This is a genomic window from Leucobacter sp. G161 (assembly GCF_001482305.1).
Taxonomy (GTDB): domain Bacteria; phylum Actinomycetota; class Actinomycetes; order Actinomycetales; family Microbacteriaceae; genus Leucobacter.
In genome coordinates this window covers 13,586-37,110 of record NZ_LOHP01000061.1, presented here as the reverse complement: position 1 = coordinate 37,110, position 23,525 = coordinate 13,586, and the positions used below count along the sequence as shown (strand labels likewise).

The 23,525-nt window shown below is 68.7% G+C and carries 20 protein-coding genes and 1 pseudogene; 4 read left to right on the top strand and 17 right to left on the bottom strand.

Annotation, left to right across the window (positions count from 1 at the left end; translation table 11 throughout):
• Positions 1-28: 28 nt before the first annotated feature.
• Entirely contained in the window at positions 29-3,058 is a 3,030-nt protein-coding gene (locus tag AUL38_RS09145) for an aminotransferase (RefSeq protein ID WP_059061442.1), read from the top strand.
• 65 nt (positions 3,059-3,123) lie between these two features.
• Here AUL38_RS09145 and AUL38_RS16840 read toward each other — a convergent pair.
• Positions 3,124-3,681 (bottom strand): annotated as a pseudogene (locus AUL38_RS16840) (TetR family transcriptional regulator); the annotation flags it as partial.
• 97 nt (positions 3,682-3,778) lie between these two features.
• Here AUL38_RS16840 and AUL38_RS09140 point away from each other — a divergent pair.
• Entirely contained in the window at positions 3,779-4,996 is a 1,218-nt protein-coding gene (locus AUL38_RS09140) for an MFS transporter (protein WP_083506743.1), read from the top strand.
• On the opposite strand, the gene AUL38_RS09135 is transcribed toward AUL38_RS09140, so the two are convergent.
• The gene (locus AUL38_RS09135; RefSeq protein WP_201023724.1) at positions 4,929-5,576 is read right to left on the bottom strand and encodes an AAA family ATPase; all 648 of its coding nucleotides are present in this window, start codon (positions 5,574-5,576) and stop codon (positions 4,929-4,931) included. The two genes, AUL38_RS09140 and AUL38_RS09135, sit on opposite strands and share 68 nt — an antisense overlap.
• A gap of 189 nt (positions 5,577-5,765) precedes the next feature.
• Here AUL38_RS09135 and AUL38_RS09130 point away from each other — a divergent pair, with 189 nt between their 5' ends.
• On the top strand, positions 5,766-6,254 hold the full coding sequence (locus AUL38_RS09130) for a hypothetical protein (protein ID WP_059061329.1): 489 nt from the start codon (positions 5,766-5,768) through the stop codon (positions 6,252-6,254).
• A 14-nt stretch (positions 6,255-6,268) separates the two neighbouring features.
• On the opposite strand, the gene mgtE is transcribed toward AUL38_RS09130, so the two are convergent.
• Together mgtE and AUL38_RS09120 are read right to left on the bottom strand one after the other, a co-directional pair.
• Complete coding sequence (mgtE, locus tag AUL38_RS09125; protein WP_235590671.1) at positions 6,269-7,657, bottom strand: magnesium transporter; 1,389 nt, start codon at positions 7,655-7,657, stop codon at positions 6,269-6,271.
• Positions 7,658-7,990: 333 nt separating this feature from the next.
• The gene (locus AUL38_RS09120; protein WP_083506742.1) at positions 7,991-8,467 is read right to left on the bottom strand and encodes a PaaI family thioesterase; all 477 of its coding nucleotides are present in this window, start codon (positions 8,465-8,467) and stop codon (positions 7,991-7,993) included.
• Positions 8,468-8,628: 161 nt separating this feature from the next.
• Here AUL38_RS09120 and AUL38_RS09115 point away from each other — a divergent pair, with 161 nt between their 5' ends.
• Positions 8,629-10,032, top strand: a complete 1,404-nt coding sequence (locus AUL38_RS09115) for a deoxyribodipyrimidine photo-lyase (protein WP_059061327.1) — start codon at positions 8,629-8,631, stop codon at positions 10,030-10,032.
• On the opposite strand, the gene AUL38_RS09110 is transcribed toward AUL38_RS09115, so the two are convergent.
• The 13 genes from AUL38_RS09110 to AUL38_RS09050 all read right to left on the bottom strand — a co-directional run bounded on the left by AUL38_RS09110 (position 10,029) and on the right by AUL38_RS09050 (position 23,519).
• Positions 10,029-10,925, bottom strand: a complete 897-nt coding sequence (locus tag AUL38_RS09110) for a TIGR01777 family oxidoreductase (protein WP_059061325.1) — start codon at positions 10,923-10,925, stop codon at positions 10,029-10,031. The two genes, AUL38_RS09115 and AUL38_RS09110, sit on opposite strands and share 4 nt — an antisense overlap.
• Before the next feature lie 83 nt (positions 10,926-11,008).
• Complete coding sequence (locus AUL38_RS09105) at positions 11,009-11,356, bottom strand: transcriptional regulator (protein WP_059061322.1); 348 nt, start codon at positions 11,354-11,356, stop codon at positions 11,009-11,011.
• A complete protein-coding gene (locus tag AUL38_RS09100; RefSeq protein WP_059061321.1) occupies positions 11,343-11,795 on the bottom strand; it encodes a hypothetical protein in 453 nt (150 codons plus the stop codon). Before AUL38_RS09100 ends, AUL38_RS09105 begins: the two co-directional genes overlap by 14 nt.
• Before the next feature lie 13 nt (positions 11,796-11,808).
• A complete protein-coding gene (locus AUL38_RS09095) occupies positions 11,809-12,327 on the bottom strand; it encodes a hypothetical protein (protein WP_059061319.1) in 519 nt (172 codons plus the stop codon).
• Between the two features lie 61 nt (positions 12,328-12,388).
• Positions 12,389-12,808: a DUF2871 domain-containing protein gene (locus AUL38_RS09090; protein ID WP_059061318.1), complete on the bottom strand. Its 420-nt coding sequence runs from the start codon at positions 12,806-12,808 to the stop codon at positions 12,389-12,391.
• 86 nt (positions 12,809-12,894) lie between these two features.
• Positions 12,895-13,515, bottom strand: a complete 621-nt coding sequence (locus AUL38_RS09085) for a response regulator transcription factor (protein WP_059061316.1) — start codon at positions 13,513-13,515, stop codon at positions 12,895-12,897.
• Entirely contained in the window at positions 13,512-14,786 is a 1,275-nt protein-coding gene (locus AUL38_RS09080) for a sensor histidine kinase (RefSeq protein WP_083506741.1), read from the bottom strand. Before AUL38_RS09080 ends, AUL38_RS09085 begins: the two co-directional genes overlap by 4 nt.
• Positions 14,783-16,921 (bottom strand): MMPL family transporter, encoded by a 2,139-nt coding sequence (locus AUL38_RS09075; protein ID WP_059061314.1) that lies wholly within the window; start codon positions 16,919-16,921, stop codon positions 14,783-14,785. Before AUL38_RS09075 ends, AUL38_RS09080 begins: the two co-directional genes overlap by 4 nt.
• 138 nt (positions 16,922-17,059) lie before the next feature.
• Entirely contained in the window at positions 17,060-20,053 is a 2,994-nt protein-coding gene (locus AUL38_RS09070) for an FtsX-like permease family protein (protein WP_083506740.1), read from the bottom strand.
• Positions 20,050-20,877 (bottom strand): ABC transporter ATP-binding protein, encoded by an 828-nt coding sequence (locus AUL38_RS09065; protein WP_083506739.1) that lies wholly within the window; start codon positions 20,875-20,877, stop codon positions 20,050-20,052. Before AUL38_RS09065 ends, AUL38_RS09070 begins: the two co-directional genes overlap by 4 nt.
• Positions 20,874-21,506 (bottom strand): PadR family transcriptional regulator, encoded by a 633-nt coding sequence (locus tag AUL38_RS09060; RefSeq protein ID WP_083506738.1) that lies wholly within the window; start codon positions 21,504-21,506, stop codon positions 20,874-20,876. The genes AUL38_RS09065 and AUL38_RS09060 overlap by 4 nt, the downstream gene beginning before the upstream one ends.
• Positions 21,507-21,702: 196 nt before the next feature.
• Positions 21,703-22,575, bottom strand: a complete 873-nt coding sequence (locus AUL38_RS09055) for a siderophore-interacting protein (RefSeq protein WP_083506737.1) — start codon at positions 22,573-22,575, stop codon at positions 21,703-21,705.
• Positions 22,572-23,519, bottom strand: a complete 948-nt coding sequence (locus AUL38_RS09050) for an ABC transporter ATP-binding protein (RefSeq protein ID WP_083506736.1) — start codon at positions 23,517-23,519, stop codon at positions 22,572-22,574. The genes AUL38_RS09055 and AUL38_RS09050 overlap by 4 nt, the downstream gene beginning before the upstream one ends.
• Between the last annotated feature and the right edge of the window lie 6 nt (positions 23,520-23,525).

Here is a 23,525-nt window from a genome sequence, read left to right as displayed (position 1 = left end):
CGTGCGCGATCCCAAAGGCGGTTTCCTCGTGACGCAACCCACCGGCGGCCTCGTTCGGCCCGACGTAACCGAGACCGATGCCGCGGCCATCGCGAGTGACCACTACGGGGTCGACGTTGTGGCGCGGGAGCTCGGCAGTAACCAGGATCGGAACTTCGTGCTCGAAGAGGCCGACGGCACCTGCACGGTGCTCCGCGTTGACCACCCGGTGTTCGACGATGCGGCCCGCGAAGCCCAGCATCTGGCCCTCGACGCCTACCGTGCCGCCGGGGTATCGGTGCCCGCCGTGCTCCCCGGAGTCGACGGCGCGCTCGTGCAGCGGTGGGGCGGGCTGGCGGTGCGCCGCAGTGAGTTCATCGCGGGGGAGTCGCTTGTGAACTGCGGGTACCTCGCGCCCGTCGTGATCCGCGAGTTCGGTGCGCTGGCTGCGGCGTCGGTCAACGCACTCGCCGAGCTCAGCCATCCGGGCCTCGAGCGTGACCACATGTGGGACATGCGCGTCGCGTACGCGCAGACCGTGGAGCTCGCACCGGCGATCGCTGACGAGGCACTGCGCGACCGGGTGCTGGGGGCCGCTGAGGAGGCAGAGCGGGCGCTTGCTGCCGTGGCGGCGGAGCTGCCCGTTCAAGCGATCCACGGCGACCTCACCGATGACAATGTCATCGGACTCCGCGGCGACGACACGCGGCTGCACCCGCACACGGTGCTCGACCTTGGCGATCTCTCCTCGGGATGGCGGATCGCGGAGCTCGCCGTCACCGTATCGTCGCTGCTGCACCACGAGGCCGACCGGCCACTGCGTGCGCTTGCGGCCGTCGACACCTTCCACGCGGCGGCCCCAGTCGCAACGCCGGAAGCGCGTGCGCTGTGGCCGCTCGTCGTGCTGCGCGCAGCGCTGCTCGTCGCGAGTGGCTGGCGGCAGCTCGCGATCGACGGCGACAACGACTACGCTCGCGAGCGCATCGCTGGCGAGCAGGCGATCTTCGACGCCGCCACGCGATACCCGCTCACCGAGATGACCGAACAGGTGCTGGCGCGCCTCGGCTTCATCGGCGCAGCGAGCTCCGGCGGCGGGCTGCAGCTGCAGGCCGCTCCTGCGATCCCCGCGCCCACCGAGTTTCCGGTGTCCCCGCTGCGTGCGCTGCTGCCGCGGTTGCAGGGTGAGGTCGCTGTGCTGGATCCGGGCGTCGAGGCCGACGCGCTCGACGCCGGCAGGTGGCTCGCTGCTGACGCGGATGCCCAGCTAGCCGCCGCAGCTCTCGCCGATGGGGCTGCCGCGGCAGTGCTGCCCTACGGGGTGTACCGGCTCACGCGCGCGAAGATCGATGCGGCCGACGCTGCGGAGACCTGGCCCCTCGGCACCGAAGCGTGGCTTGCTCCCGGGGCGGAACTCGCCGTCGCGACCCCGCTCGCGGGCACCGTCGTGTCCGTGACTGGCCGGGGCCTGCTCATCGACACGGGTGACGGTTGGTTCGTCTCGATCGATGGTGCGACGCCATCCGTTGCGAGCGGCTCCGAGGTCCTCGCAGGCGAGCTCGTCGGATCGCTACCCGACTCCGCTGAGCCGCGCCCGCTCGCGTTCATGCTCTGCCGCGCAGACGCGGTCTCGGGGCTCGCCCCCGCGATCCTCACGGTCACGCTACCCGCCACTGGCCGCGCACAGTGTGTCTCGCCGGAGCGGGTTCCCGCCTGGCGCAGGCTCACGCAGGATCCGGCACCGCTGCTCGGGATCCCCTCGCTCGCGCAGCGCGACGAGGCTGACGATGAACTGGCTCGGCGGGAGCGGATCTTCGCGAGCGCGCAGGAACGCTACTACGAGAGCCCCATGCAGATCGAGCGTGGCTGGCGACACCACCTCGTGGACACGACCGGCCGCAGCTACGTCGACATGGTGAACAACGTCACCGGGCTCGGCCACGGCCACCCCGGAGTCGCGGATGCGATCAGCCGGCAGTCGCGCATCCTCAATACGAACTCCCGCTTCCTCTACCGCGGGCTTGCCGAGTATAGCGAGCGGTTGCTCGCGCTGCTGCCCGAGGGCTCCGGCCTCGATACCGTGCTGCTCGTGAACAGCGGCTCGGAGGCGGTCGCTCTCGCGCTGCGACTTGCGCAGGCCGCGACCGGGCGCAAAACCGTCGTCGCGCTTCGCGAGGCGTACCACGGCTGGACGATGGCGAGCGATGCGGTTACCACGAGCGCATACGATAACCCCTTCGCGCTCGAGAACCGGCCCGACTGGGTGCACGTAGCCGACGTGCCGAACCGCTTCCGCGGCACGTACCGGGGCGAGGCCGGCGATCCGAAGGTGGGCGAGAGCTACGCGGCCGATCTCGGCAACGACCTCGCCAGACTCGCCGCCGAGGGGCGCGAGGTCGCGGCGTTCGTCTGCGAGTCGGTGCTCGGTAACGCGGGCGGAGTTCTCTTGCCCGACGGCTACCTCGCCGACGCCTATGCGCGCGTGCGCACCGCCGGCGGGCTCTGCATCGCTGACGAGGTGCAGGTCGGCTTCGGGCGCATGGGCTCGTCCTTCTGGGGCTTCGAGCAGTCGGGCGTAGTGCCCGACATCGTGACGATTGCGAAGCCCATGGGTAATGGGTTCCCGATAGGCGGGGTGATCACTTCGAAGGCGATCGCTGACGCCCTCGCCAGCCAAGGCCAGTTCTTCTCTTCTGCTGGCGGCAACCCACTGTCCTGTCGAGTCGGGATCGCGGTGCTCGACGCAATGCGCGACGAGCGCTTGCAGGAGAACGCGGCCGTGGTGGGGGCGCGGCTCGCGGAAGGGTTCCGTGAGCTCGCTGAGCGGCACGAAATCGTCGGACCGATCCACGGCGAGGGCCTGTACCTCGGGGTCGAGCTCGTGCGCGACCGTGCATCGCTCGAGCCTGCAACTGCCGAGGCTGCGGCGATCTGCGAGCGGCTGCGTGAGCTCGGCGTCGTCGTGCTCACGACCTCCGAGCGATCGAACGTGCTCAAAGTGAAGCCGCCGCTGACGCTCAGCGCGGAGAGCGCCGACTTCATGGTCGCGCAGCTCGACCGGGTGCTCACCGAGGGCTGGTAGCCGGGGCGGCGCTCGCAGGATCGGCGCTCAGGATCCTCGCTCGGGGCGACGAGTCGCCAGGCCGCGAGCACGACGGAAGCCCGTCGCCGCTCGTGCTCGGCATCGCTCTCGGGGCCTGCGATCATCCTGGCAACCTGCGGAACCGCTGACCACCAGCCGGCGAGCGAGAGCACCAGGAATATGAGCTGGTCGGCGTCGAACTCCGCGGTAACGGCTCCTGTCTCTTGGGTGGCTGCGACAGCGCGTGTTTTGCCGCGGTAGTAGTCGCGGCGGAGCGCTTCGTCGGGAACCTCAGTGTCGTAGACGAGGCCTTCCCAGCGCATGAGCCTGCTGAGCTCTGGGTGCTCACGGTGATAGTCGTAGACGCGTCCGGCGTATTCGCCGATGTCGTTGGCCGCGAACGACGATAGCGGGATGTCGCGGGTGACGCGGGCGAGTTCCTCGCGCAGCACCCGGGCAAACAGCGCCTGCTTCCCTCCGAAGTCGTTGTACACGCGCTCCTTGTTCACGCCGGCGACCTTCGCGATCCGCTCGATGGTGGTGCCGTCGGGGCCACGGCTCGCGAATTCGGTGGCCGCAGCGTCGAGGATCTTCTGCTGTGTGCCCTCGGTATCCCATGCCATGCGTGCCCCCGTCCGGCGAACTCTCCAACGCCACCGTTGCTACTTTGGGTTTAGCGTACTACAGTCAACTCCAACGGCAGCGTTGGAAGGGGTCTCGATGGAGCAGACAAGAGCAACATCTGGAGTGGCGACGCTGGAGTATCCGGCAACTCGATGGGCCGTCGCGCTCCTGGTGAGCATCGCGCTCGTGGTGCTCACGCAGTTGTACTCAGCGATCCCGCTCATCGCGCCGGTGAGTGCCGACCTCGGCGCGGACGTGACCTTTGCGCTGTCGACAACGTTCAGCCTGTGTTATGCGGTGGGGTTTCTCGTCTGGGGGCCGCTCGCCGACCAATTCGGCCGGAGGCGGATCCTGCTGCTCGGACTCGCGGGCCTCACGATCCTCACCGCCGCCTGCGCGCTCGCCTCTTCGGTGACCATGCTCGGTGTGCTGCGCGGCGGGCAGGGGTTCGTTGCCGCGAGTTTCGCGCCCGTCGCCCTCGCATATCTCGCGGAGGCAGTGCCGCCAGCTCGCCGCGGGGTGGCGCTCGGCGCGATGGCTACTGCGTTCCTCGTCGCAGGCGTCGGTGGCCAGGCGATTCCTGAGGCGATGGCAGTGCTGTTCGGCTGGCGGCTCACGTTTGCCGCCGGCCGTCTGCTCCTCGCACTCGGGTTCCTCGCTCTGGTGGTGTGGTTGCGTGAGTCACCGCGGGAGCGCGGCAGCGCAAGCCTTGCGCGCCGGTTTGTGCTGCTCGGCGAGATCGCAGCCCAGCCACCGGTTATCTTCCTTGCGGCGGCACACGTGACGCTGCTGTTTTCGCTCGTCGCAATGTACACCGCCCTCGGGCCGCACCTCGCCGAGTTCGGTCTCGAACCATCGCAGGTGCTCGTGCTGCGGCTCGTGGGCCTCCCCGGAATGTTCGTGTCGCTCCTTTCGAGCGGTCTCGTTGCGAGGCTTGGGCGCACGCGAGTTGCGCAGGTAGGGTTCGGGGTCGCTGCGCTCGGCCTCGTCCTCGAAGCGCTGCTCGCGGGATCGCTCGTCGGGCTGGCTGCAGCCAGCCTGCTGTTCGTGAGCGGCGTCGCGCTCGCGGTCCCCGTCATGATCGGGCTGTTTGGTGAGAGCGCCGCCCCCAACCGGGCGAGCGGAATGGCCCTCAACGGCTTCGTCCTGTTCCTTGGTGCGAGTCTCGGTCCGCTCGCGGCCGGCACCGGCATCGCTTTTCCCTGGCTGCTCGCTGGGCTCGCGATGCTGCTCTTGCTCGCGGTCCTTAGTCTCGCGGGCGTCCGCCGCCTCGAACGATCGGCGTCGAGGCCGGACGAATCGGTTGCTCGCTGAGCCAGGCCGCAGCCTCGGCTGGGGAGGTGAACCGAACGAGTTCGAGGTGCGGGTTCTGTGCGAGAGCGCCGGGCATGCGCTCCCGCCAGGCATGCTGTGTCTTGCGCTGCCAGGCGAGAATGTTCTCCTCGGGGTCGCGGCTCACGAGGCGCAGCAGTGATCCCTCGCGGTTTCCGTTCCAGAGCTTGGTGCGCCGCAGGCTGCGCGAGACAGTGCGGCGCACGAGTCGCCTGCGGGCGACATGCCACGGATAGTCGAGCCAGATCGCGAGCTGTGCCCGGGGCTCGAGGATCGCGCCGGCCCCCTTGCTCGTGTACTGCCACTCGGTCACCCAGCGCTCGGTCGCCGCAAACTCGGCGACATCGGCGAGGAACTCGGGCCGCGGGGTCCAATTTGGCCCGTGGTACAGTCCGTCGATTTCGATGTGCGTAAGCCCCCAACGCTCGGCGAGGCGGCGGGCAAACGTGGTCTTGCCAGACCCGGTGAGCCCCGCGATGAGCACCCGCTCGGGCACGCGGTCGAACTCCCTCGGCGCTGCCCGCGCTGGCTGCGGCGGATCGTTGTGGGCTGCGGAAGTCATGGGGACAAGTATTCCAGGCGGGGCGTTGCCCGGGGTCCGGGGCGCCGGTAGATTGGGGCCACGGCAGGCTGCTGGATCGCTTGCGCGCCGCGCCAACGCCTCAGCGCATCCGCGTAGCGCCAGGCTCATCGAACGTCAGACTGCCCAGGCCGCCAGGCCGCCAGGCCGCCAGACCGAAGGGATCCCGCAATGCGCCACGTCGCCCAGCGCCATAGGGGAGTGACATTCGTGAGCTGTGCGGCGGTTGCCGCGGCGCTCGGGGCGGCCCTCACCGGGTGCGGACTCTGGCCGAGCTCGCCGAGCTCGACGAGCTGTATCTCCTGGGCGAGCTTCTCGGCCCCGCAGGAGGCCTTTGACGACGCGGAACTCGTTGTCGAGGGGAACGTCGCTCCAGCCGCCACCACGCGTGACGTGTTCGGGTACCGGGCTGCGGTTCACACGGTCGCGGTGACGAGCGTCCTCAAAGGAACGGCCGAGGTTGGCGCCTCCCTGGATGTTGCCGCAACCCCCATCACCTGCACGGGTGGCGAGCTCTATCCTGACGGCGACCCGCTCGACGTCGAGGGGGAGGTCATGCTGTTCCTTACCGCTGACGGCGGCCAGTGGCGGCTTCTGTCACCAGTCCAGGGCGTACTCGAAGCGGGGTCGGCTGGCACCCCAGACCTTGGTAGCTGGTGAGCGGGGCTTGCCCGCTAGAGCCCGAGGACGGTGCGCGCGATGAGGAAGTAGATGATGAGGCCACTCGCGTCAACGAAAGTCGAGATGAACGGGTTCGAGAACACGGCCGGGTCGACCTTCACCGCGCGCGCGAGCAGCGGCATGCAGCCGCCGACCGCCGCCGCGAGGGTACACACTGCGAGCAGTGTCAGCCCGATGACGAGCCCAATCTCGACCGAGAACGCAACGCCTGCGATCGCGAAGCCGAGCGTGCCGAGCAGCAGCCCGAGCATCGCGCCCGTGCGCAGCTCGCGGGTGAGCACTCGCCAGAAGTCGCGCGATCCCACGTCGCCGAGCGCGAGGGCGCGCGTGACGGTCGTCGCCGCCTGGTTGCCGGTGTTGCCGCCCGTGCCGATGAGCAGCGGCACGAAGAGCGCAAGCACGGTGACCTGCTCGATCGTCGCCTCAAACACCGACAGCACCTGCACGGTGAGCGTCGCGCCAACCGCGAGCACGAGCAGCCAGATCACGCGCGAGCGCACGAGCGCACCGACCGGCGTCGAGAGGTACGGGCGGCGGAGCGGCTCGGTGCCGCCCTGACGCGCCGCGTCCTCGCTCTCCTCGTGCTCGAGGATACGGGTCGCGTCATCGATCGTGAGCATGCCCACGAGGCGATCCTCCCGATCCACGATCGGCAGAGCGAGCAGCGCGCGATCCGCACAGCGCCTGGCAGCCTGCTCCGCGTCCTCGATCGCGCCCGCCGTGTGCACCGGGTTCATCATGTCAGCGATGACCAGAGCGCCGTCGGCCGCGAGCAGCTCGCGCAGGCTCACGACGCCGACCACGTGGCGTGAATCATCGAGTACCGGGATCGTGTACACGGTCTCGGCGTCGTCGAGCCGCTCGCGCAGCCGATCCATCGTCTCCGTGACCGTGAAGCTCGCCCGCGTCGACACATACTCGAGCGACATGCGCCGGCCGACGCTGCCCTGCGGGTAGCCGAGCAGCGCAGAGGTGAGCACGCGCTCCTGCTCCGGGAGGCCGCGCAGCAGTCTGGTCGCGAGCGCCGCGGGTACCTCGTCGAGCAGCCAGAGTCGGTCGTCGTGGTCGAGATCACTAAAGAGCTGCGCGACCTCCGCGTCCTGCAGGCCGTGGAGCAGGTCGCTCTGCAGCGCGGGATCGAGGATCTCGAAGACCTCCGCCGCCCGATCCTTCGGGAGCAGCCGGTACATCACCGCGCGCTGCTTGCCGCTCAACCGCTCGAACACCGGGATGATGTCGGGCGCGAGCACCGGACTCAGCTCGCGAGTGATCGCGCTGAGATCGCGGGCAGCGTACAGCTGGGTGATGCTGTCGACGAGTTCGTCCTGCGTCTTCGTCTGCTGGATCGTGACCGGCTGGGTCTGTGCGGGTGGCATGGTCATGGCGTCGCTCCTTCGCCGTGGGGCGCGCACGCGGTAGCGCAGCGCACGCAAAACAGAATGCGGGCGCGATGCGAGTGCGGCGCCCGAGAGGGAGCCGGACGGCGAGTGAGCCGCTACGCCGTGAGGTGCGCGAAGCGGGCGAACACGAGATCCGGCCGAGGACTACAACTGTCACTGGTCACGGATATCACCTCACTTCGGTCGAACACGCGGGATGGCAGCTGCGAAACTGCACGAACGAACCCTATCAGCGTGGCCGCATGCTCGACAACACAGAGCGCGAACCCGGGCCGTGGCTGCAGGCCGGGGCCGGGCTCGCGCTCGCTGCCTGTGTTAGGCGTCCTTGCGACGCTCGCGCACGTACAGCTGCCGACGCACGTTCGCGACGAGCGAGCCGTCGTTCGCGGTGATTGGGATTTCGAACCATCGCAGTACCTTCTTGCCGCCCTCCGCCGCCGCACGCAGCTCGGCGACGGTCTCAGGAGGCATCTCGATGGTTGCGTGCACCGAATCGACACCGGGGGCGACGAACTCGATCTCGGCCGCCTTATCCCAGACGACGTAGTCGCCGCCGAGCTGATTGACTGACAGGATCACGAGGAACGGATCGAGCATCGAGAACAGTGAGCCGCCGAACGCGGTACCCATGTAGTTCGCATTCTCCTCGGTGATGTCCATGCGGATCACCGCCCGCGTGAAGTCGTCAGCGAACTCGACGATCTTCACCCCCTGCGTTGCAAGCGTCGGCCAAGTGTTGAATCCCTCAGCGTGCGTTGCTGCGTCCGTGCCCCACAGGTCGATACCGCTCATCGTGACTCCTTCGTCTGGTTCATAGCTGTCGAACCTCTACTTAACACGAGAAACGGGCAAGGTGTGCGGGCTTTGTCGCCAATCGTGTGGTTTTTACCCCCGTTCGAGGTTGCCCGGGTGCACCTCATGCAAGGCACACGTGCCGCGAGTATCCTGGTGCGGTGACAGCACTCATCTGGTTTCGGGACGACCTCAGGCTCGCAGACCACGCCGCGCTCAGGGCGGGGGCTGCGGATCCAGCCGGCCTGGTTGCCCTCTACGTACTCGACGAAGAGTCCGCGGAGACCCGACCGCTCGGCGGCGCGGCGCGCTGGTGGCTGCACGAGTCGCTCGCCCAGCTGCGAGCTTCTCTCGCTGCGATGGGGGTCCCGCTCGTCCTGCGCAGCGGCCCCGCTGAACGCGTCGTTGGCGACGTCGTCGACGAGTGCGGAGCCGATCGGGTGCTGTGGAACCGTCGCTACGGCGCCGAACGCCACCTGGATGCGCGACTCAAAGCCGCTCTGCGCGGGCGCGGGATCGCGGCACACTCATTCCACGGCGGACTGCTGTTTGAGCCCGGGACCGTGGCCACCGCGACCGGCACCCCGTACCGCGTGTACACCCCGTTCTGGCGTGCCTGTCTCGCGCAGCCGGCTCCCGCCGAGCCGCTGCCGGCACCCGAAACGCTCACGCCTGCCGCGCACCAGCCCGCGAGCGACAGCCTCGACAGTTGGGAGCTGCAGCCGACCACGCCTGACTGGGCTGGCGGACTGGCCGCCCGTTGGATCCCCGGCGAGCAGACTGCGCTTGCCCACCTCGACCGCTTCCTCGAGGAGCGCGCACCCGAGTATCGGGCGCGCAGGGACTTCCCGGCAGTAGACGTTGGGTCAGAGCTCTCGCCGTATCTCCGGTGGGGCGAGATGAGCCCCCGCACCGTCTGGCACACGGCGCTCGCTGCGGCCACGGAGACCGGCGTCGACGTCGGAATGTTCCTCTCCGAGCTCGGCTGGCGCGAGTTCGCGTGGCACACGCTGTTTCATCACTCCGGCCTCGACGCCGCCGGTGAAGCCGCGCCTGGACTGCACGAGCGCGGCCTCAACCCACAGTTCGACGGATTCCCGTGGCGACGGCCCGATCCGCGCGAGCTCACCGCCTGGCAGCGCGGCGAGACTGGCTTCGGCGTGGTTGATGCGGGCATGCGAGAGCTGTGGCAGAGCGGCTTCATGCACAACCGGGTGCGCATGGTCACCGCGTCGTTCCTCACGAAGAACCTGCTCACCGACTGGCGCGTCGGCGAGGCCTGGTTCTGGGACACGCTCGTTGACGCCGACACCGCGAGCAACCCGTTCAACTGGCAGTGGGTCGCTGGCTGCGGGGTCGATGCGGCACCGTACTTCAGGGTCTTCAACCCGGAGACGCAGCAGAAAAAGTTCGATCCCGAGGGGCGCTACGTCGACCGGTGGGCCCCGGAGTCGGTGATGTTGCCGCAGCTCGTCGACCTCCGCGAGACGCGAGTGCGGGCGCTCGCCGCCTACGAATCGATCAAGCTCGCCCCGCGCGAGCGCGGTGAAGGCGGGGCTGGTTAGCTCGCGAGCGCCGCGGCCACCGCGACGGCGACCGTCGGGTGCTCGAAATCGAAGCCCGAGTCCTGCAGTGCCGCGGGCACGACGCGTGCATCGCTGAGCAGTAACGAGTCGGCGGCGTCACGCCCCAGCGCGAGTCGCAGCGCCCACTTCGGTGCTGGCACGAGGTACGGCCTGCGGAGCTCCGCCGCGATCGCGCGGCCGATGTCGTTCGCGCTCGCGGCCTCTGGGCCGGTGAGATTGACGGGCCCGGTGAGCCCTGTATCGATGACGTGGCGGATCGCGCGAACCTCATCGGGGAGGGAGATCCACGGCCAGATTTGCCGCCCGCCGCCGAGCGGTCCGCTCACGCCGAGACGGGTGAGGAGCATGAGGGGCTTGAGCACGCCCTGCGGGTGCAGGATCGGTGCCGTGCGCAGCAGCGCGACCCGCGCGGCGGGGCCGGCCTCGAGCGCGGCTGCCTCCCAGTCGACGCTGAGCTCGGCAAGGAAGGTGTCTCCCGGCACGTCGGTTTCGGTGAGGCGTTCGGCCGGGCGGTCGCCGTAGAAGCCGACCGCGGAGGCCGAGACGAAGTGCGGTGCATCGTCGCCGAGCTCGCGGATCGCGGTCGCGATCGTACGCGTGGATGCGATGCGGGAATCGATGAGCTGCTGACGGTAGCCCTTCGTCCACGGCAGCTTGCCGATACTCGCCCCGTTAAGGTTCACGACAGCGCTCGCGCCGGCGAGCACCGCGGGATCGAGCGGGCGCTCGGGGTCCCAGCGGATCTCGTCGGAGGCGCGGGGTGCATGCCTGACGAGCCGCAGGACCTCGATGTCGTCCGCGCGGAGCGAGCGCACGAGTGCCCCTCCGACCAGCCCTGAGGAACCCGATATGACGATGCTGCCTGTGCTCATGTGCTGCCCCCGTGCTCCCGAACTGCGGACGATGATGTCTCCACACTAGGGCAGCGAGCCGGGAGGCGGCAGGGGGTACCTGTCTATTCCTTGTTGGTGCGCTGGGCAGAGCCGGACGGGTGGATCGCGGCAAGTTCGGTGAGCGCGGCGACGTGTGCGCGGAAGGCGCGGCGTCCCCGCGGCGTGAGCCTTACCCACACGCGGCTTCGGCCCCCGCGGATCGCCCGGCGCTGGCCCGTGTACTCGGCATCGCTCAGCGCGGCGAGTTGCTTGCTCAGCGCCGAGTCAGAGACACCGAGCAGGTCGCGCAGCGCGCCGAACTCCTCCTCGGTCACGGGGTCGAGCAGCGCGCAGATCCGTAGGCGGGGGAGCGGGTGGATCACCGGGTCGAGCCCAGCCCCAGGAGCCCCGGCGTGGTCAGTGCTCGCCACGGCTCGCCCGCCTCGCCCAGGAGCGGTCCATCGCTCTGCCGCCAAACCGTACGAATATGAACAGTGTCACTGCTGCGGTGGCTGGGAGCCACCGCCAGCCGTGCTCGGCGTACAGCGCGTTGCTGAGCCCGCCAAGGATGCCGCCGAGCAGCGCGAACCCGATGAGCGTGAGCTTCATGCCGCCGGAGAGGCGGATCTTGCGCACCGCGGTCGGCTGCTTCCACGCCGCAAACGCGGCGATGCCGAGCAAGAGGATCACCGGGGTGATGTACTGGAGGATCGGCGGCCAATTGCGCATGTACGGCATGAGTGCGAACACCGCGAGCATGAGGCCGAGCATCGTCCAGTAGCGCTTGGGGCGCTGGAGCCGCTTGGCATTGAGCTGTCTCGTGGCTTCGAGTGCGGTCAGAGACTCGGCGGGAGCGGGCTCTTTTTCCATACCGGAAAGAGGATCACTGGTTTTCCACAGTGGAAAGAGTAGAGGTGCTGGTTCTTGCGCGGGTGAACCACAGTGCGCCGCACGCAATGATCGCGGCGGCCCACCCCCCTGGCTCAAGGCTTGCGGCGTTCACCCAGGTGCGCAGACCGAACTCTGCACCAAGCGAGATCGGCGCGAACAGCGCGTACTCGATACCGACGGCGGGACCGGTGGCCAGGCCCCAGCCTCCGGCAAGCGCCACGGCCACGGTGAACCCTCCCGTCAGCGCTGTCGCCGTTGCCCGGCTCCGTCTGAGTGTCACCCACACGAGAAAGAGGGCACAGGCGGCACAGAGCAGCGCGAGGAGAGCTACGGGCAGGACCGGCCGCACTGGCACGCCGGCTGCGATCGTCTCCGTCGCGAGAAGATTGACCCGGCCGCCGGCCGGCAGGAGTTCCTTGTGCACGGCGAGGATCCCAGCTACCAGCACCATCGCGAGCCCGAGCAGCGCACCAGCGGTGGCGACGGTGACAGTCTTGATCGGGCCGTTCATGCGAATACCTCCGGCTGGGGGTCGGCGGCTCTTCGCCGCCGCCGACCGCGTGACCGCAAGCTTAGACGCGCTCCCGCACCACCGCGCGACGCAGCGCCACGAAGAGCACAATCATTCCCGCAGCGAGGAACATGTGGCCGAGGCCGGCGATCCCCGAGATCATCTTCGTGGATTCCTCACCGAGCACAGTGAGGCTGCCGTGCCAGATGAGCATTGCCGAAGTGAGCACAACGCCCGCGTTGTAGAGCCAGAAGAACCAGGCGAAGAGCTTCGGGCTCGCTGAGATCGTGAACACCTTCTCGAGTCCGAGCACGATGAGGAGCACGATGAACCCGAGCGTGAGCAGGTGCGTGTGTGCGAGCCCGAGCTGGGTGAACTGCCCCTCCGGGAAATCGTTGAGCTTGGTGAACTCGCGGTAGAAGAGGCCCGAGGCGACCCCAACGAGCATGTAGATGAACGAGGCGTTGAGCAGTTTCTTCATGATGGTGTCCTTTCAAGAACGATGGTGTGGTGGTGAGTTTTTGGGCGCAGTAATCAGCGCTGCCAGGCAGTGGGCCGACGGCGGGGCTAGATCAGGCCGGTTTCCCTGGCGACGTGGATCGCGCGGGATCGGCTGTCGACGTCGAGCTTCGTGAAGATATGCGCGACGTGGCTCTTGACGGTTGCCTCGGTCACAAACAGTGCGCGGGCGACCTCACGGTTCGCGGCACCGGTCGCGAGGAGCCGCAGCACCTCAACCTCGCGCTCGGTGAGCTTGGGGAGCGGATCGCGCATGCCCTTGAGTACGCGCGATGCGATGTCGGGCGTGAGGAACATGTCGCCTGCGGCCGCGCGCTCGATGCCCTCGACGATGGTTTCTGGGGCGACGTCCTTCAGCAGGTATCCCGCGGCACCCGCCTCGATGGCTCCGAGGATCTCGGCGTCCCGGTCAAAGGTCGTGAGAATGAGCACGGCAGGTGCCGGGTCGAGGGCGCGCAGCGCCGCTGTTGTCTCGATCCCGTCGATCCCTGCGCCGAGTCGCAGGTCGCAGAGCACGACGTCTGGCCGCAGCTGCTCGGCGAGCGCGATGGCTGCCTCGCCCGTTGCAGCCTCTCCGACCACGGCGACGCTGTCGCCAGTGTCGAGCACTGCGCGGAGCCCGCTGCGCACGACCGGGTGGTCGTCGACGAGCAGCACGGTGATGGTCATGGGGTCTCCTTGGGAACAGTGGCCTGGTCGATGTGGATCGGCAGGTGCGCCGAGATAGCGGTGCCCTCGCCCGGGGAGCTCTCAACGTCGAGCCCGCCGCCGAGTTCGCGCAGCCGGTCCCGCATGAAGCGCAGCCCGTAGCTCGACGATCCGGCGGTCGCGACAGGGCTTCTCTCCCACGCCGAAGCGTCGAAGCCCGTGCCGTCGTCGATCACGTCCATGCGCACCGAATCGCCCGCGTCGATGAGGCTGAGCACGACGCGGCTTGCCTGAGCATGAACGCGCACATTGGCGAGCGCCGACTGCGCCGACCGCAACAGGCCCACCTCGATCTCGGTCGGGAGTAACGGCAGGGTGTCATCGACGTGCAGCTCAGCTCGGATCCCTGTCTCCTCGTGTGCCCGGTCGAGCATGCGCTGCAGCGCTGAGGTGAGCGCTCCGTCCTCAAGCTCGGCGGGGACGAGCTCGGCGACGATCCTGCGCACGTCGGCGAGACTGTCGCCGGCGAGCGTCTCGACCTGGGTGAGGGCGAGCTCGGCGGCGGGGTCGCTCGTGCGGTTGCTTCCGGCGTGCGCGAGCAACCGGATCGACGAGAGCGCCTGCGCGATCGTGTCGTGAATGTCGCGCGAGATGCGTGTCCGCTCAGCGATCGCGCCGGCCTCGCGCTGGGCGACGGCGAGCTCGTCCTGCAGCTCAGCCATTTCGGTCTGTGCGAGCCTCAGGGAGGCGACGAGCCGCTCGCGTTCGGCGGCTTCGTGGAGCAGCTGGAGGTAACCGCGGGAGATCCCGAACGCGAACACCCCGCCGATGAGCGGGCCAAACACGTTCGCGTAGCTCGTCGTGCCGTGATGGAGAATCGGCGCGACCGCGACGACGGCGAACACGCACACCGAGTACACGAGCCCCCAGTGCAGCGGCAGGAGGTGCCCCGCGAGGAGCCAGAGGAGGAACGCCAGCCAGACGAATTCGGGGGAGACCGCGACGGCGGCGATCCAGACGGCGGCGAAACCGACGAGCCACCACGTCACCGCGCTCGTCGCCGCGACCCGGCTGGGGATGAACGCCCCTGCCGTGTGCCAGGCGAGGATCGCGACGCCCGCGATGATGGCGGCCGGGGGAGCGACGCCGTCGCCGAGCGCGCGGATCACGCCGATGACTGTGAGCGCCAGCGCGATGAGATGCTGGCCGACCTGCATCGCCCGCACGGTGGGCTCGGCGGGGCGCGTGGCCATGGCGCCATCGCGTGTCAGCGGCGCGTCTACGAGGCTCATGCGTCAATTCTCTCTCGTTGCGAGAGCTTTCCGGGGAACCAGACCCGATCTCCCACCAGACTGAAGATCGCGGGCACGATGACGGTCCGCACGATGAGCGTGTCGACGAGCACTCCGACGCCGACGATGAGCCCAAGCTGACCGAGGGTGACGAGTGGGAGCACACCGAGCGCGGCGAACACTGCGGCGAGCACAATCCCGGCGCTCGTGATGACGCTTCCGGTGTGCGCGACGGCTTCGACCATCCCTGCGCGGGTGCCAAGCTTCTTCGCCTCCGAGCGTGCCCGGTGCACGAGGAAGATCGTGTAGTCGATCCCGAGCGCGACGAGGAAGAGGAACGCGAGCAGCGGCACCTGCAGATCGAGTGCCTGCTGGCCGAAGAGCACCCGGCTGAGCCAGGCCCCTGCGCCGATAGCGGCGACCGCGCTCGCGAGGTTCACGGCGAGCAGCAGCAGTGGCGCGACGAGCGAACGGAGCAGGAACATGAGCACCAAGAAGCTGACGGCAAGCACGAGCGGTGCGATGAGCCAGAGGTCCTGCTGGTTGCCGTCGCGGGCGTCGAGATCGGTCGCGGTTGCCCCGCCGACGAGCGCCTGGTCGAGTGCGTCAGTGCCTGGAATCGCATGCACTGCCTCGCGAAGCTCGGAGATCTGCTCGAGGCTCTGTTCCGTGCTCGGAGCGTACTCGCTCGTCACCATAATCTTCGTGAGCGTGCCGTCGGCTGTCTCGCCGACCGGGTGGGCGCGCACGACGCCCTCGACGCCCTTTGCCGCATCGACAACATTGCCAGCGCTATCGCTCGCCGACACGATGAAGATCGGCTGCGCCTCGCCGGGCGGGAAGTGCTCAGAGAGTACCTCGAGGCCCGCAGCAGACTCAGACTCGCCGCGGAACTTCTCGACCTGGTCGAGCCCGACGGAGGTGCCGAGGAGGCCCGTCGCCATCACTGCGAGCAGCGCGAGGCCTGCGGTGAGACTGACCGCGGGGCGGCGGGAAACGCGGGTTGCGATCGCGCGCCAGACGCCGCCGGTGTGGGAGGTGCTGTTGCTACCGGCACCGCCTGCTGCGCCAGTACCCCCGGCTGCGGCCGGGCGGGGAACGAACGGCCAGAAGACGCCTCGTCCGCACACGGCGAGGAACGGTGGGAGCACGAACAGCACGGCAGCGAGCGCGATGACGAGTCCGATTGCCGAGGAGACCCCGAGGCCGTGCGTGCCGGGAATCACGGCGAGCACGAGCGTGAGGAGGGCCGCAACGACCGTCACGTTCGAGGCGAGGATCGCCGGGAGGGTCTTGCGCCAGGCGGTGCTGAGCGCCGCCCGATGATCCTCGGTGGTGAGAAGTTCCTCACGGTAGCGGGAGATGAGCAGCAGCGCGTAGTTCGTGCCCGCGCCGAAGACGAGCACGCTGATGATGCCGGCGTCGAACTGCAGGTCCCAGGCGGCACCCGCAGCCGCGGTCATTCGACCTGCGAGGCCGTCAGCGAGTGCCACGACGATGAGCGGCACGATCCAGAGCACGGGTGATCGGTAGGTGACAATGAGCAGCACGGCGACGATGAGGATCGTGACGAGCAGCAGCGTGAAGTCGGCTCCCTCGAACGCGCCAGCGATGTCTGCGCCGAAGGCCGGGCCGCCGGTGACCTGCAGCGAGAGGCCCGTGAGGCCTACGATCTCCGACCCGGCGGTATCGCTCGCGTCAGCGCCGCTGGCAGCCGCGATGTCCGCCCTGAGCGCCTTCACGATCTGCGCCGTGTCAGTGTTCGTCTCGCCGACCTTGATTGGGGTGACGAGCAGGGCCGCCTTGCCGTCGTCGCTCAGCATGGGGCCGCTTGACTCGGCATCCGCGTGGGCGTTGAGCACCGGGAGGAGCTGCTCGAGCGTGGCGGTGTCGTCCGCTGTCAGCTCGCCGCCGTCATCACGGGATGCGACGACGAGGACCGACTGCCGGTCGGCGTTCGGGAACTGCGCGAGGAGTTCGCTGGTGAGGGCTGACTCGGAGGTTGCGGGTGCCTGCGCGTTGCGTGCCGGCGCTTTCGCCGACCCGAATACGCCGAACAGTGCAACCATCGCGATGAGTGCGACGCCGAGCGAGATCCACGCGCCGCGCCGGGAGGTAAGAGGGGAAGAAGCCATAACATCAACTTCACCAGCGCGCGCCCGTTCTGGCATCGGGGGCGATGGTGAACTGTCCCTCATCCAAAAGGATGAGGGAGGGTGCGAGCGGCCACCGCACGTACCCTCCCCAGTGGGCGCCCCGACAGCCCAGCGGCGCTAGTCGAGCGCCCGGCGCACGAGGCTGCGGGGCGGCCGAGTGAACAGGAGCGCGGCACCGAGGCCCGCGACGATTACCGCGGCCCCGAGCAGCGCCTGCGCATCCCACATGACCACCGTGCTCAGCCACGCGCCGCTCGACTCAAGATGCCTGTTCCAGGCAACCTGGTACGAGGCCGCAGCGATGCCCGCGAGCAGCCCGGCTGGCACTCCGAGCGTGAGGATCACGGCTGCGCGTGCGAGCCCAAGCCGTCGGAGCGTTCGCCGATCAGCTCCGACCGCGAGCATGGTCGCTGCGTCGCGACGACCCTGCGTCGCGGACAGCAGCACGGCGACGCCGGTCGCGGCGACGGCGACAAAACCGAGCAGCAGCGCCGGGGCGGCGGTGAGCACCCGTGAGTACAGATCGCTGCCAGGAGACAGCCTGTCGTTACCGTCGGGGGTGGTGCCTGAGACGAGCGACTGGAACGCGGTGCGGTCGGTGACCGCCGACAGCTCCGCGGTGCTCAGCGGCTGCGTCACGGTAGCGATGTCGCCGAGGTAGTGCAGTTCGTCGACGCCGAGCCGCTCCGCGGTATCGGGGGACACGACGAATGGCGCGCCAACGCCAGGCAGGAACGCGCCGGGAATCTCGATGATCTCGTCGGTGTCGGCCTCCTCGCTGAGCATCTCGGGATCGATCCCGACACGCACGGTCCCCGCCGCACTGATGAGTGTCGCGTCGCCGACGACCGCTCCGCCCTCATCGAGCACACGAGCGGCATCGACAGCCCCGGGCATCCCGGTCGCCCGGAGTGCGTCGCCGCTGAAGAGGAAGACGTTGCCCTGGGAATTCATGCCACCGATCCTGAACGATGCGTTGTATGCAGCTCCCGAGTGCTGAGACACGCAGCGCAGCGGAGCCCCGAGTTCGATGGCACTTGCCGTGTGCGGAGCCTCGCCCAGCGGGCAGGCTCGATCAGTGGGCGGAAATGGCTGCAGCTGGAGCGTCGAGGTGCGTGCCACCTCAAGGATGGGCACGCTTCCCGTCACCGCGGGGGTGTCCGAGCGGATGTCGTCAATCGCCGCGCCGACCAGGAGTGCGTTGAAGTCGTCGCTGATGCCGACGGTCGGCGTGAGCATGAATGTTCCCTGCCAATCGAGCGTGGTACCGCTGTCACGGTAGCTCGCCATTGCGGACGCCCCGAACACGAGCGAGAACGACGCCGCGGCGACCGCGAAGAGTACCCCGAGGGCTGCGGGAACGGTGCGCGATGGGTGATCCGCCGCGTCGCGGAGCGCGAGTCGGAGCGCGGGCTTGGCGTGCTGCCCGCGCCGACCGAGCCAGGCAATGACCGCGCGAACGGTGAGCGCGAGCCCCGCCGCGCCGAGCAGCAGAGAAGCCGTGATCAGGAAACCGAGGGCCTGCGCGCCCGGCGGCGCTGCCTGCATCGCCGACTCCGGATCGAAGGCTACTTCGCCGAGTGGCATCATGAACGCCAAGACCCCGAGCGCGACGGCGACGACAAGGAGCGCCGGACCGCCACACGCGGTGACCACGCGCATCGCCCTGCCGCGCGCCGGCCGCGCGGGCCGACGGTCGCGCAGCGCATCGACCGGGGCGAGCCGTGCAGCCGTGAGGGCAGGAGGGAGCGCCGCGACCGTGCCGAGCCCGACGGCGATGACGAGAGCGACGGGCAGGATCCACACCGGGAAGTGCGCGAGCAGCGATGCGACACTGTACCGGGCGTCGATCCCGCCGCCACCCTCACTGAGGCGCTCGAACAGAGCGTTAACCCCGAAGGAACCCGCGACGCCGAGCACCAGGCCGAGAACGCCGCCGACGAATCCGAGCACGATGCCCTGCGCGAGGATGATGCGGCGCAGATCGCGGGGAGCCGCGCCCGCTGCTGCCGCGAGGCCGAGGGACCTGCGCGACTGTTCCGCCGAGACCGCAAATGCAGGGGTTACGAGGAACAGCACGAGCAGCCCGCCGACGACACTCATCGCGATGATCCCAACGATCGCCTCGATGTACGCGCCCACGTCGAGCGGCACCGGATACAGCTCGCTGGCCGCGGGGTAGTTCGTCAGCACGTGCTTCGACACCGCGAAGGCCTGCAGCGCGTTCAGCTGTTTCGCCTGCTCCCACGTAACGTCACCGCCGATCGCGAGCCAGTGTCGTTGGATGCCCGCCGGCAGCTCGTCGACGAGGCCCGAGAGCCAGGCTGACAGCGCCCAGGCGTGCGGGGTCGTGGCCCCGGCGCCGCCATCGCTACCGTCGTCCGCGATGCCCACGATGCGGTAGCCGCGTTCGGAATCCTGCATCGCGGCGGCGGTGTTGCCGTCGGTGCTGCGCCACCCGGTGTCCGGCGGAGCGAGCAGCGTGAGCGTGTCGCCGGGCACCGCGCTGAGTCGGTCCGCGAGAGCCCCATTGATGAGGATCTCGGTCGACGCTGCTGGCAGCCTGCCCGCGGCGACCTCCGGGGCGAGCAGCGCGAAGGCCCCAGGCTCGGCCTCCGTGAGCGTCGCGGTGCCCAAGCGGTCGAAGCCGAGCCCGCTGAGCCCCGCTGCCGCGGCGCCAGCGGCGCCCTGTTCCCCGGGCGCAAGCCCGAGACCAGTTGACGCGATGAGCGTCGGTGACGTCCAATACTCGTGGAGTTCAGTGCCGGGAACGAGGAGACGGCCCACATCCTCCGACCCCGCGGGCAGCACCTCAGTGTCGTCGATCCACGGGCCCGGCGGCCCCTCGGGCAGCTGCTCGAACGGTGGTGCATCGCGGGAGATCGCGGTGGCAGTGATCACCGCGTCTGCGCCCGCGGGGATGGATCGCAACGCTTGCTCGGCGCTCGTCGCGCTGCTTGCAGACACCGCGATGAACCCGACGAGCGCGGCGACGGGGAGAGCGATGAGGATCCCGGAGAGCACCGTGCGTGTACGGTGCCGGAGCGCGTCGCGGCTGGCGAGTCTGAGGACGGGACGCCAGGAGCCAACCGCGCGGGACATGCGGCTCATGCGCCTGTGCCGGTCGCGTTGCTGCCCGTCGTGAGCAGCGTCGCGGGGTCGGAGGGGCCGGTCACCCCAGAGATCTTGCCGTCGCGGAGGTAGACCGTGTGGTCGGCCCATGCGGCGAAGCGTGACTCGTGCGTGACCAGCACCACCGCCGCACCGCGGTCGGCCCTGTCGCGCAGCAGCTCAAGGATCGCGCTGCCGGTGTTGCTATCGAGCGCGCCCGTCGGCTCGTCTGCGAGGAGCAGCGTCCGGGGCCCAACGAGGGCGCGCGCGATTGCGACGCGCTGCGCCTGACCGCCAGACATGTCCTCGGGGCGGCGGCCCGCCAGCTCAGCGATCCCGCACTCCTCGAGCGCGGCCTGCGCGGCCGTGAAGGCTGCACGCCGGGCCCAGCCATCGAGCTCCAACGGAAACGCGACGTTCTCGGCAGCGGTGAGCCCGGGCAGCAGGTTGAAGTCTTGGAAGACGTAGCCGACACTGCGCCTGCGCAGCTCGGCCAAGGCCTTCGTGGTCTGACCCGCGAGCGGGCTGCCCTCGACGAGCACCGCGCCCGCGTCGGGGGAGTCAAGCCCGCCCGCGAGATTGAGCAACGTCGACTTTCCCGAGCCCGAGGGCCCCATGACGGCGATGAACTCTCCCGGATACACCGAGAGCGAAACGTCATCGAGCGCCCGCACCTCGCGGGCACCCTCGCCGTGTAGCCGGGTCACCCCGCGCAGTTCGAGGATTGGGGTGGGGCCGGCGATGTTTCTGGCGGCCTCGGTTCCCCCGTCGGACGTGCCGGTGTTCGCGCTGTTCGCGCCCTTGCCGTGCGTTGTGCCGCTCATCGCGCGCCCTCGCTGCCTGTCGCCGCGCGCTGGGCGCGCTCCTGCGGATCGGCTTCGTGCTCTCCCCCGGCGTGCTGCGCGGAAGTGCCCGGCCCTTGCTGCCCCGTTCGCGATCCTGATGGTGCGCGGTTCGCGGCGCGCAGCAGTGTGGCTTCAGCGTCGTCGATCCAACGCAGCTCGGCCTCGGCCTGGAAGATGTGGTGATCGACGACGAGACGCGCGACGACTTCGTCAGCGGCGATGCTGCGGCGCACCCGGGTCAGGTCATGCATTGCCCGTTGGGTGGCCGCGCGCTGCGTCTGCAGCAGCTCCGAGACGTCGACGCCCGGGGTCACGGCGGCGAGTGCGAGCTTGAGCACGAGCTCGTCACGGCCGCGCTGCTCGGCGAGCACGGGGCTCGCCCACCAGAGGGCGAGTTCCTCCCGACCCGCGGGGAGGAGCTGCCACAGCTGGCCATCCGCCGGACGTTCGGCCATGCCGTCGCGTTCGAGCCGTTGCAGGGTTGACGACACCTGCCCGATGTTCAGGGGGAGTCCCTGTCCGGTGGTCGCGTCGAACCGCTTGCGGAGTTGATAGGTGGAGGACGGCTCAGCAGCGAGGAGCGCGAGCATTGCGTGTTTGACTGACATGGTGGCCTTCTGTGCTGGGAACCCCACGAGGGGTTACTGCGTAACTAGTTACAGAGTAACCCCGGTGGGGGTCATGCGCAAACGGAATCCTCAGCACGCAACCTAAGTGTCGAAATGGGGTGGCTACGACGGGGTGGGCCTCCTTACTGCGGCAGTGTCGAAACCGTGCCAATAGGGGCCGAGCCTACTGGCCTGGCTAGATAGCGATAGCGAAGTCGTCGAGTTCGTGCACGGAGCCGCCCGCGGCAAGCGCAAGCTCGTACGCCTCGACCCGCTTCTCATCAATCTCAGTGTTCGTGGTGCCTCGCTTCCAGTACCCGAAGACGGCGACGTCATCCTTTCCGAGGCCTGTGTCCTTTCGGAAGAACGAGCGAATCGCCCGCATCTCATCGCGCTCGCCCGCGGCCCACACCACAACTGATGCGGGGTCAGGAAGCGTGGCGATCTGGTCGGAGAACCCTGTACCAGGGGTGATTCGCGTGAGTGTCAGTCCAGGGAACACGGGCAGCTCGGCGAAGGCGTCCACGTCGTTCGTGGCGACCCAGCCGCGGCCCGTGAGATTCGGATCTGCCTGCTCGAGGATTGCGTAGAGCGCCGGGATCGCGGTCGCGTCCGCGAAGAACACTGCGTCGCGGCCGCCTGTCTCAGGGAGGTTGGCGTGTGGCCGTGGCCCGCCGAACTTCACCTGATCGCCGATCTTGAGCGTGTCGATCCACTGCATCATCGGGCTTGCCTCGCCGTGCTTGACGACGTCAACCTCAATCGTTCCGGTGCTCGTGTCTGCTGAGCGCACCGTGTACACGCGCGATGTGGGGCCGAATCGCTCATCGAGGTAGAACCGGATTGCAACGTTCGGCAGTGACCAATTCGGTTCGGTAGCAAGATCGGGGATGCGGAGCACTACGCGGGCGAGCTCTGGCGTGATATCCGCGAATGAGACTACGGTGGCGTGGGCGAGCTGCAAGCCGCGGTTGTGGTCGTCGGAATCTGTCGCCCGCGGCTTCTTGCCTGCCGCTTGCTGGCTCTTCGGTGCTGGCGTGCTGCTGGGAGTCGGGGTCTGGGCAGTCATGCTGTCTCCTGTTCTGTCACGAGGTCGGGCTCGTGAACGCTGGGGGTGGGTGGTGGTGTGGTCGGGAGATCCGGGTACATAGCGGGTGGCTCTGAAGCCTGGCGTCGCCGATCGCGCGGCACGATAAGGGGCCTTCCCGTTTCGGGATCTGGCAGGACGAGGGCGTCGAGGTCGAACACCTCGCGCAACAATTCAGCCGTCACGATCTCGCTTGGGGTTCCCTCGGCGACGATGCTGCCGTCACGCATCGCAACGATATGGGTTGCGTATCGGGCTGCAAGATTGAGATCGTGGAGCACGGCGACGAGCGTGCGCCCATCGGTGTGGAGCCTCGAACATAGATCGAGTACGTCGATCTGGTGAGAGATATCGAGGTATGTGGTTGGCTCATCGAGCAGCAGGATCGGAGTTTCCTGTGCGAGCGCCATCGCAATCCAGGCCCGCTGCCGCTGTCCTCCGCTGAGCTCCTCGACGAGGCGCTCGCTCTGCTCCGTCATTTCGACCTCGGCGAGTGCTCGCTCGACGGCGACCTGGTCAGTCGTGCTCCACTGCTGGAGCAGGCTCTGATACGGATTCCGCCCGCGTGCGACGAGGTCTGCAACGGTGATCGCGGTCGGCGTCGCCGGTGCCTGGGCGAGGGTTCCGATGCGACGTGCGACCTGCTTCGTGCGGATCTTAGCGAGGTCGGTGTCACCAAGCGTGACCGAGCCAGAGGTCGGACGAAGCATCCGCGACAGCGCGCGCAGCAGCGTCGATTTGCCGCAGCCGTTTGGGCCGATGATGACCGTGAAGCCCCCAGCTGGCACAGTGAGGTTCAGACCGTTGACCACGGTGCGCTGACCGTATGCGAGTGCGAGCTCGTGTGCCGACAATTCCGGTGAGGACGTCGCGGGGTACGGGCTCGCCTCGCTGCGGGCGGGAGATATGCGGGTAAGTGAAGTCATAGAAGA

Bases quoted from the DNA above. Each gene is read 5' to 3' on its own strand.
- AUL38_RS09095 (WP_059061319.1), bottom strand. From the start codon at position 12,327: ATGAACGGCCCGATCAAGACTGTCACCGTCGCCACCGCTGGTGCGCTG.
- AUL38_RS09060 (WP_083506738.1), bottom strand. From the start codon at position 21,506: ATGTCAGTCAAACACGCAATGCTCGCGCTCCTCGCTGCTGAGCCGTCC.
- mgtE (WP_235590671.1), bottom strand. From the start codon at position 7,657: ATGACCATGCCACCCGCACAGACCCAGCCGGTCACGATCCAGCAGACG.
- AUL38_RS09055 (WP_083506737.1), bottom strand. From the start codon at position 22,575: ATGACTGCCCAGACCCCGACTCCCAGCAGCACGCCAGCACCGAAGAGC.
- AUL38_RS09110 (WP_059061325.1), bottom strand. From the start codon at position 10,925: ATGAGCACAGGCAGCATCGTCATATCGGGTTCCTCAGGGCTGGTCGGA.
- AUL38_RS09130 (WP_059061329.1), top strand. From the start codon at position 5,766: ATGCGCCACGTCGCCCAGCGCCATAGGGGAGTGACATTCGTGAGCTGT.
- AUL38_RS09140 (WP_083506743.1), top strand. From the start codon at position 3,779: ATGGAGCAGACAAGAGCAACATCTGGAGTGGCGACGCTGGAGTATCCG.
- AUL38_RS09050 (WP_083506736.1), bottom strand. From the start codon at position 23,519: ATGACTTCACTTACCCGCATATCTCCCGCCCGCAGCGAGGCGAGCCCG.
- AUL38_RS09090 (WP_059061318.1), bottom strand. From the start codon at position 12,808: ATGAAGAAACTGCTCAACGCCTCGTTCATCTACATGCTCGTTGGGGTC.
- AUL38_RS09080 (WP_083506741.1), bottom strand. From the start codon at position 14,786: ATGAGCCTCGTAGACGCGCCGCTGACACGCGATGGCGCCATGGCCACG.
- AUL38_RS09120 (WP_083506742.1), bottom strand. From the start codon at position 8,467: ATGAGCGGTATCGACCTGTGGGGCACGGACGCAGCAACGCACGCTGAG.
- AUL38_RS09135 (WP_201023724.1), bottom strand. From the start codon at position 5,576: ATGACTTCCGCAGCCCACAACGATCCGCCGCAGCCAGCGCGGGCAGCG.
- AUL38_RS09100 (WP_059061321.1), bottom strand. From the start codon at position 11,795: ATGGAAAAAGAGCCCGCTCCCGCCGAGTCTCTGACCGCACTCGAAGCC.
- AUL38_RS09075 (WP_059061314.1), bottom strand. From the start codon at position 16,921: ATGGCTTCTTCCCCTCTTACCTCCCGGCGCGGCGCGTGGATCTCGCTC.
- AUL38_RS09065 (WP_083506739.1), bottom strand. From the start codon at position 20,877: ATGAGCGGCACAACGCACGGCAAGGGCGCGAACAGCGCGAACACCGGC.
- AUL38_RS09070 (WP_083506740.1), bottom strand. From the start codon at position 20,053: ATGAGCCGCATGTCCCGCGCGGTTGGCTCCTGGCGTCCCGTCCTCAGA.
- AUL38_RS09085 (WP_059061316.1), bottom strand. From the start codon at position 13,515: ATGACCATCACCGTGCTGCTCGTCGACGACCACCCGGTCGTGCGCAGC.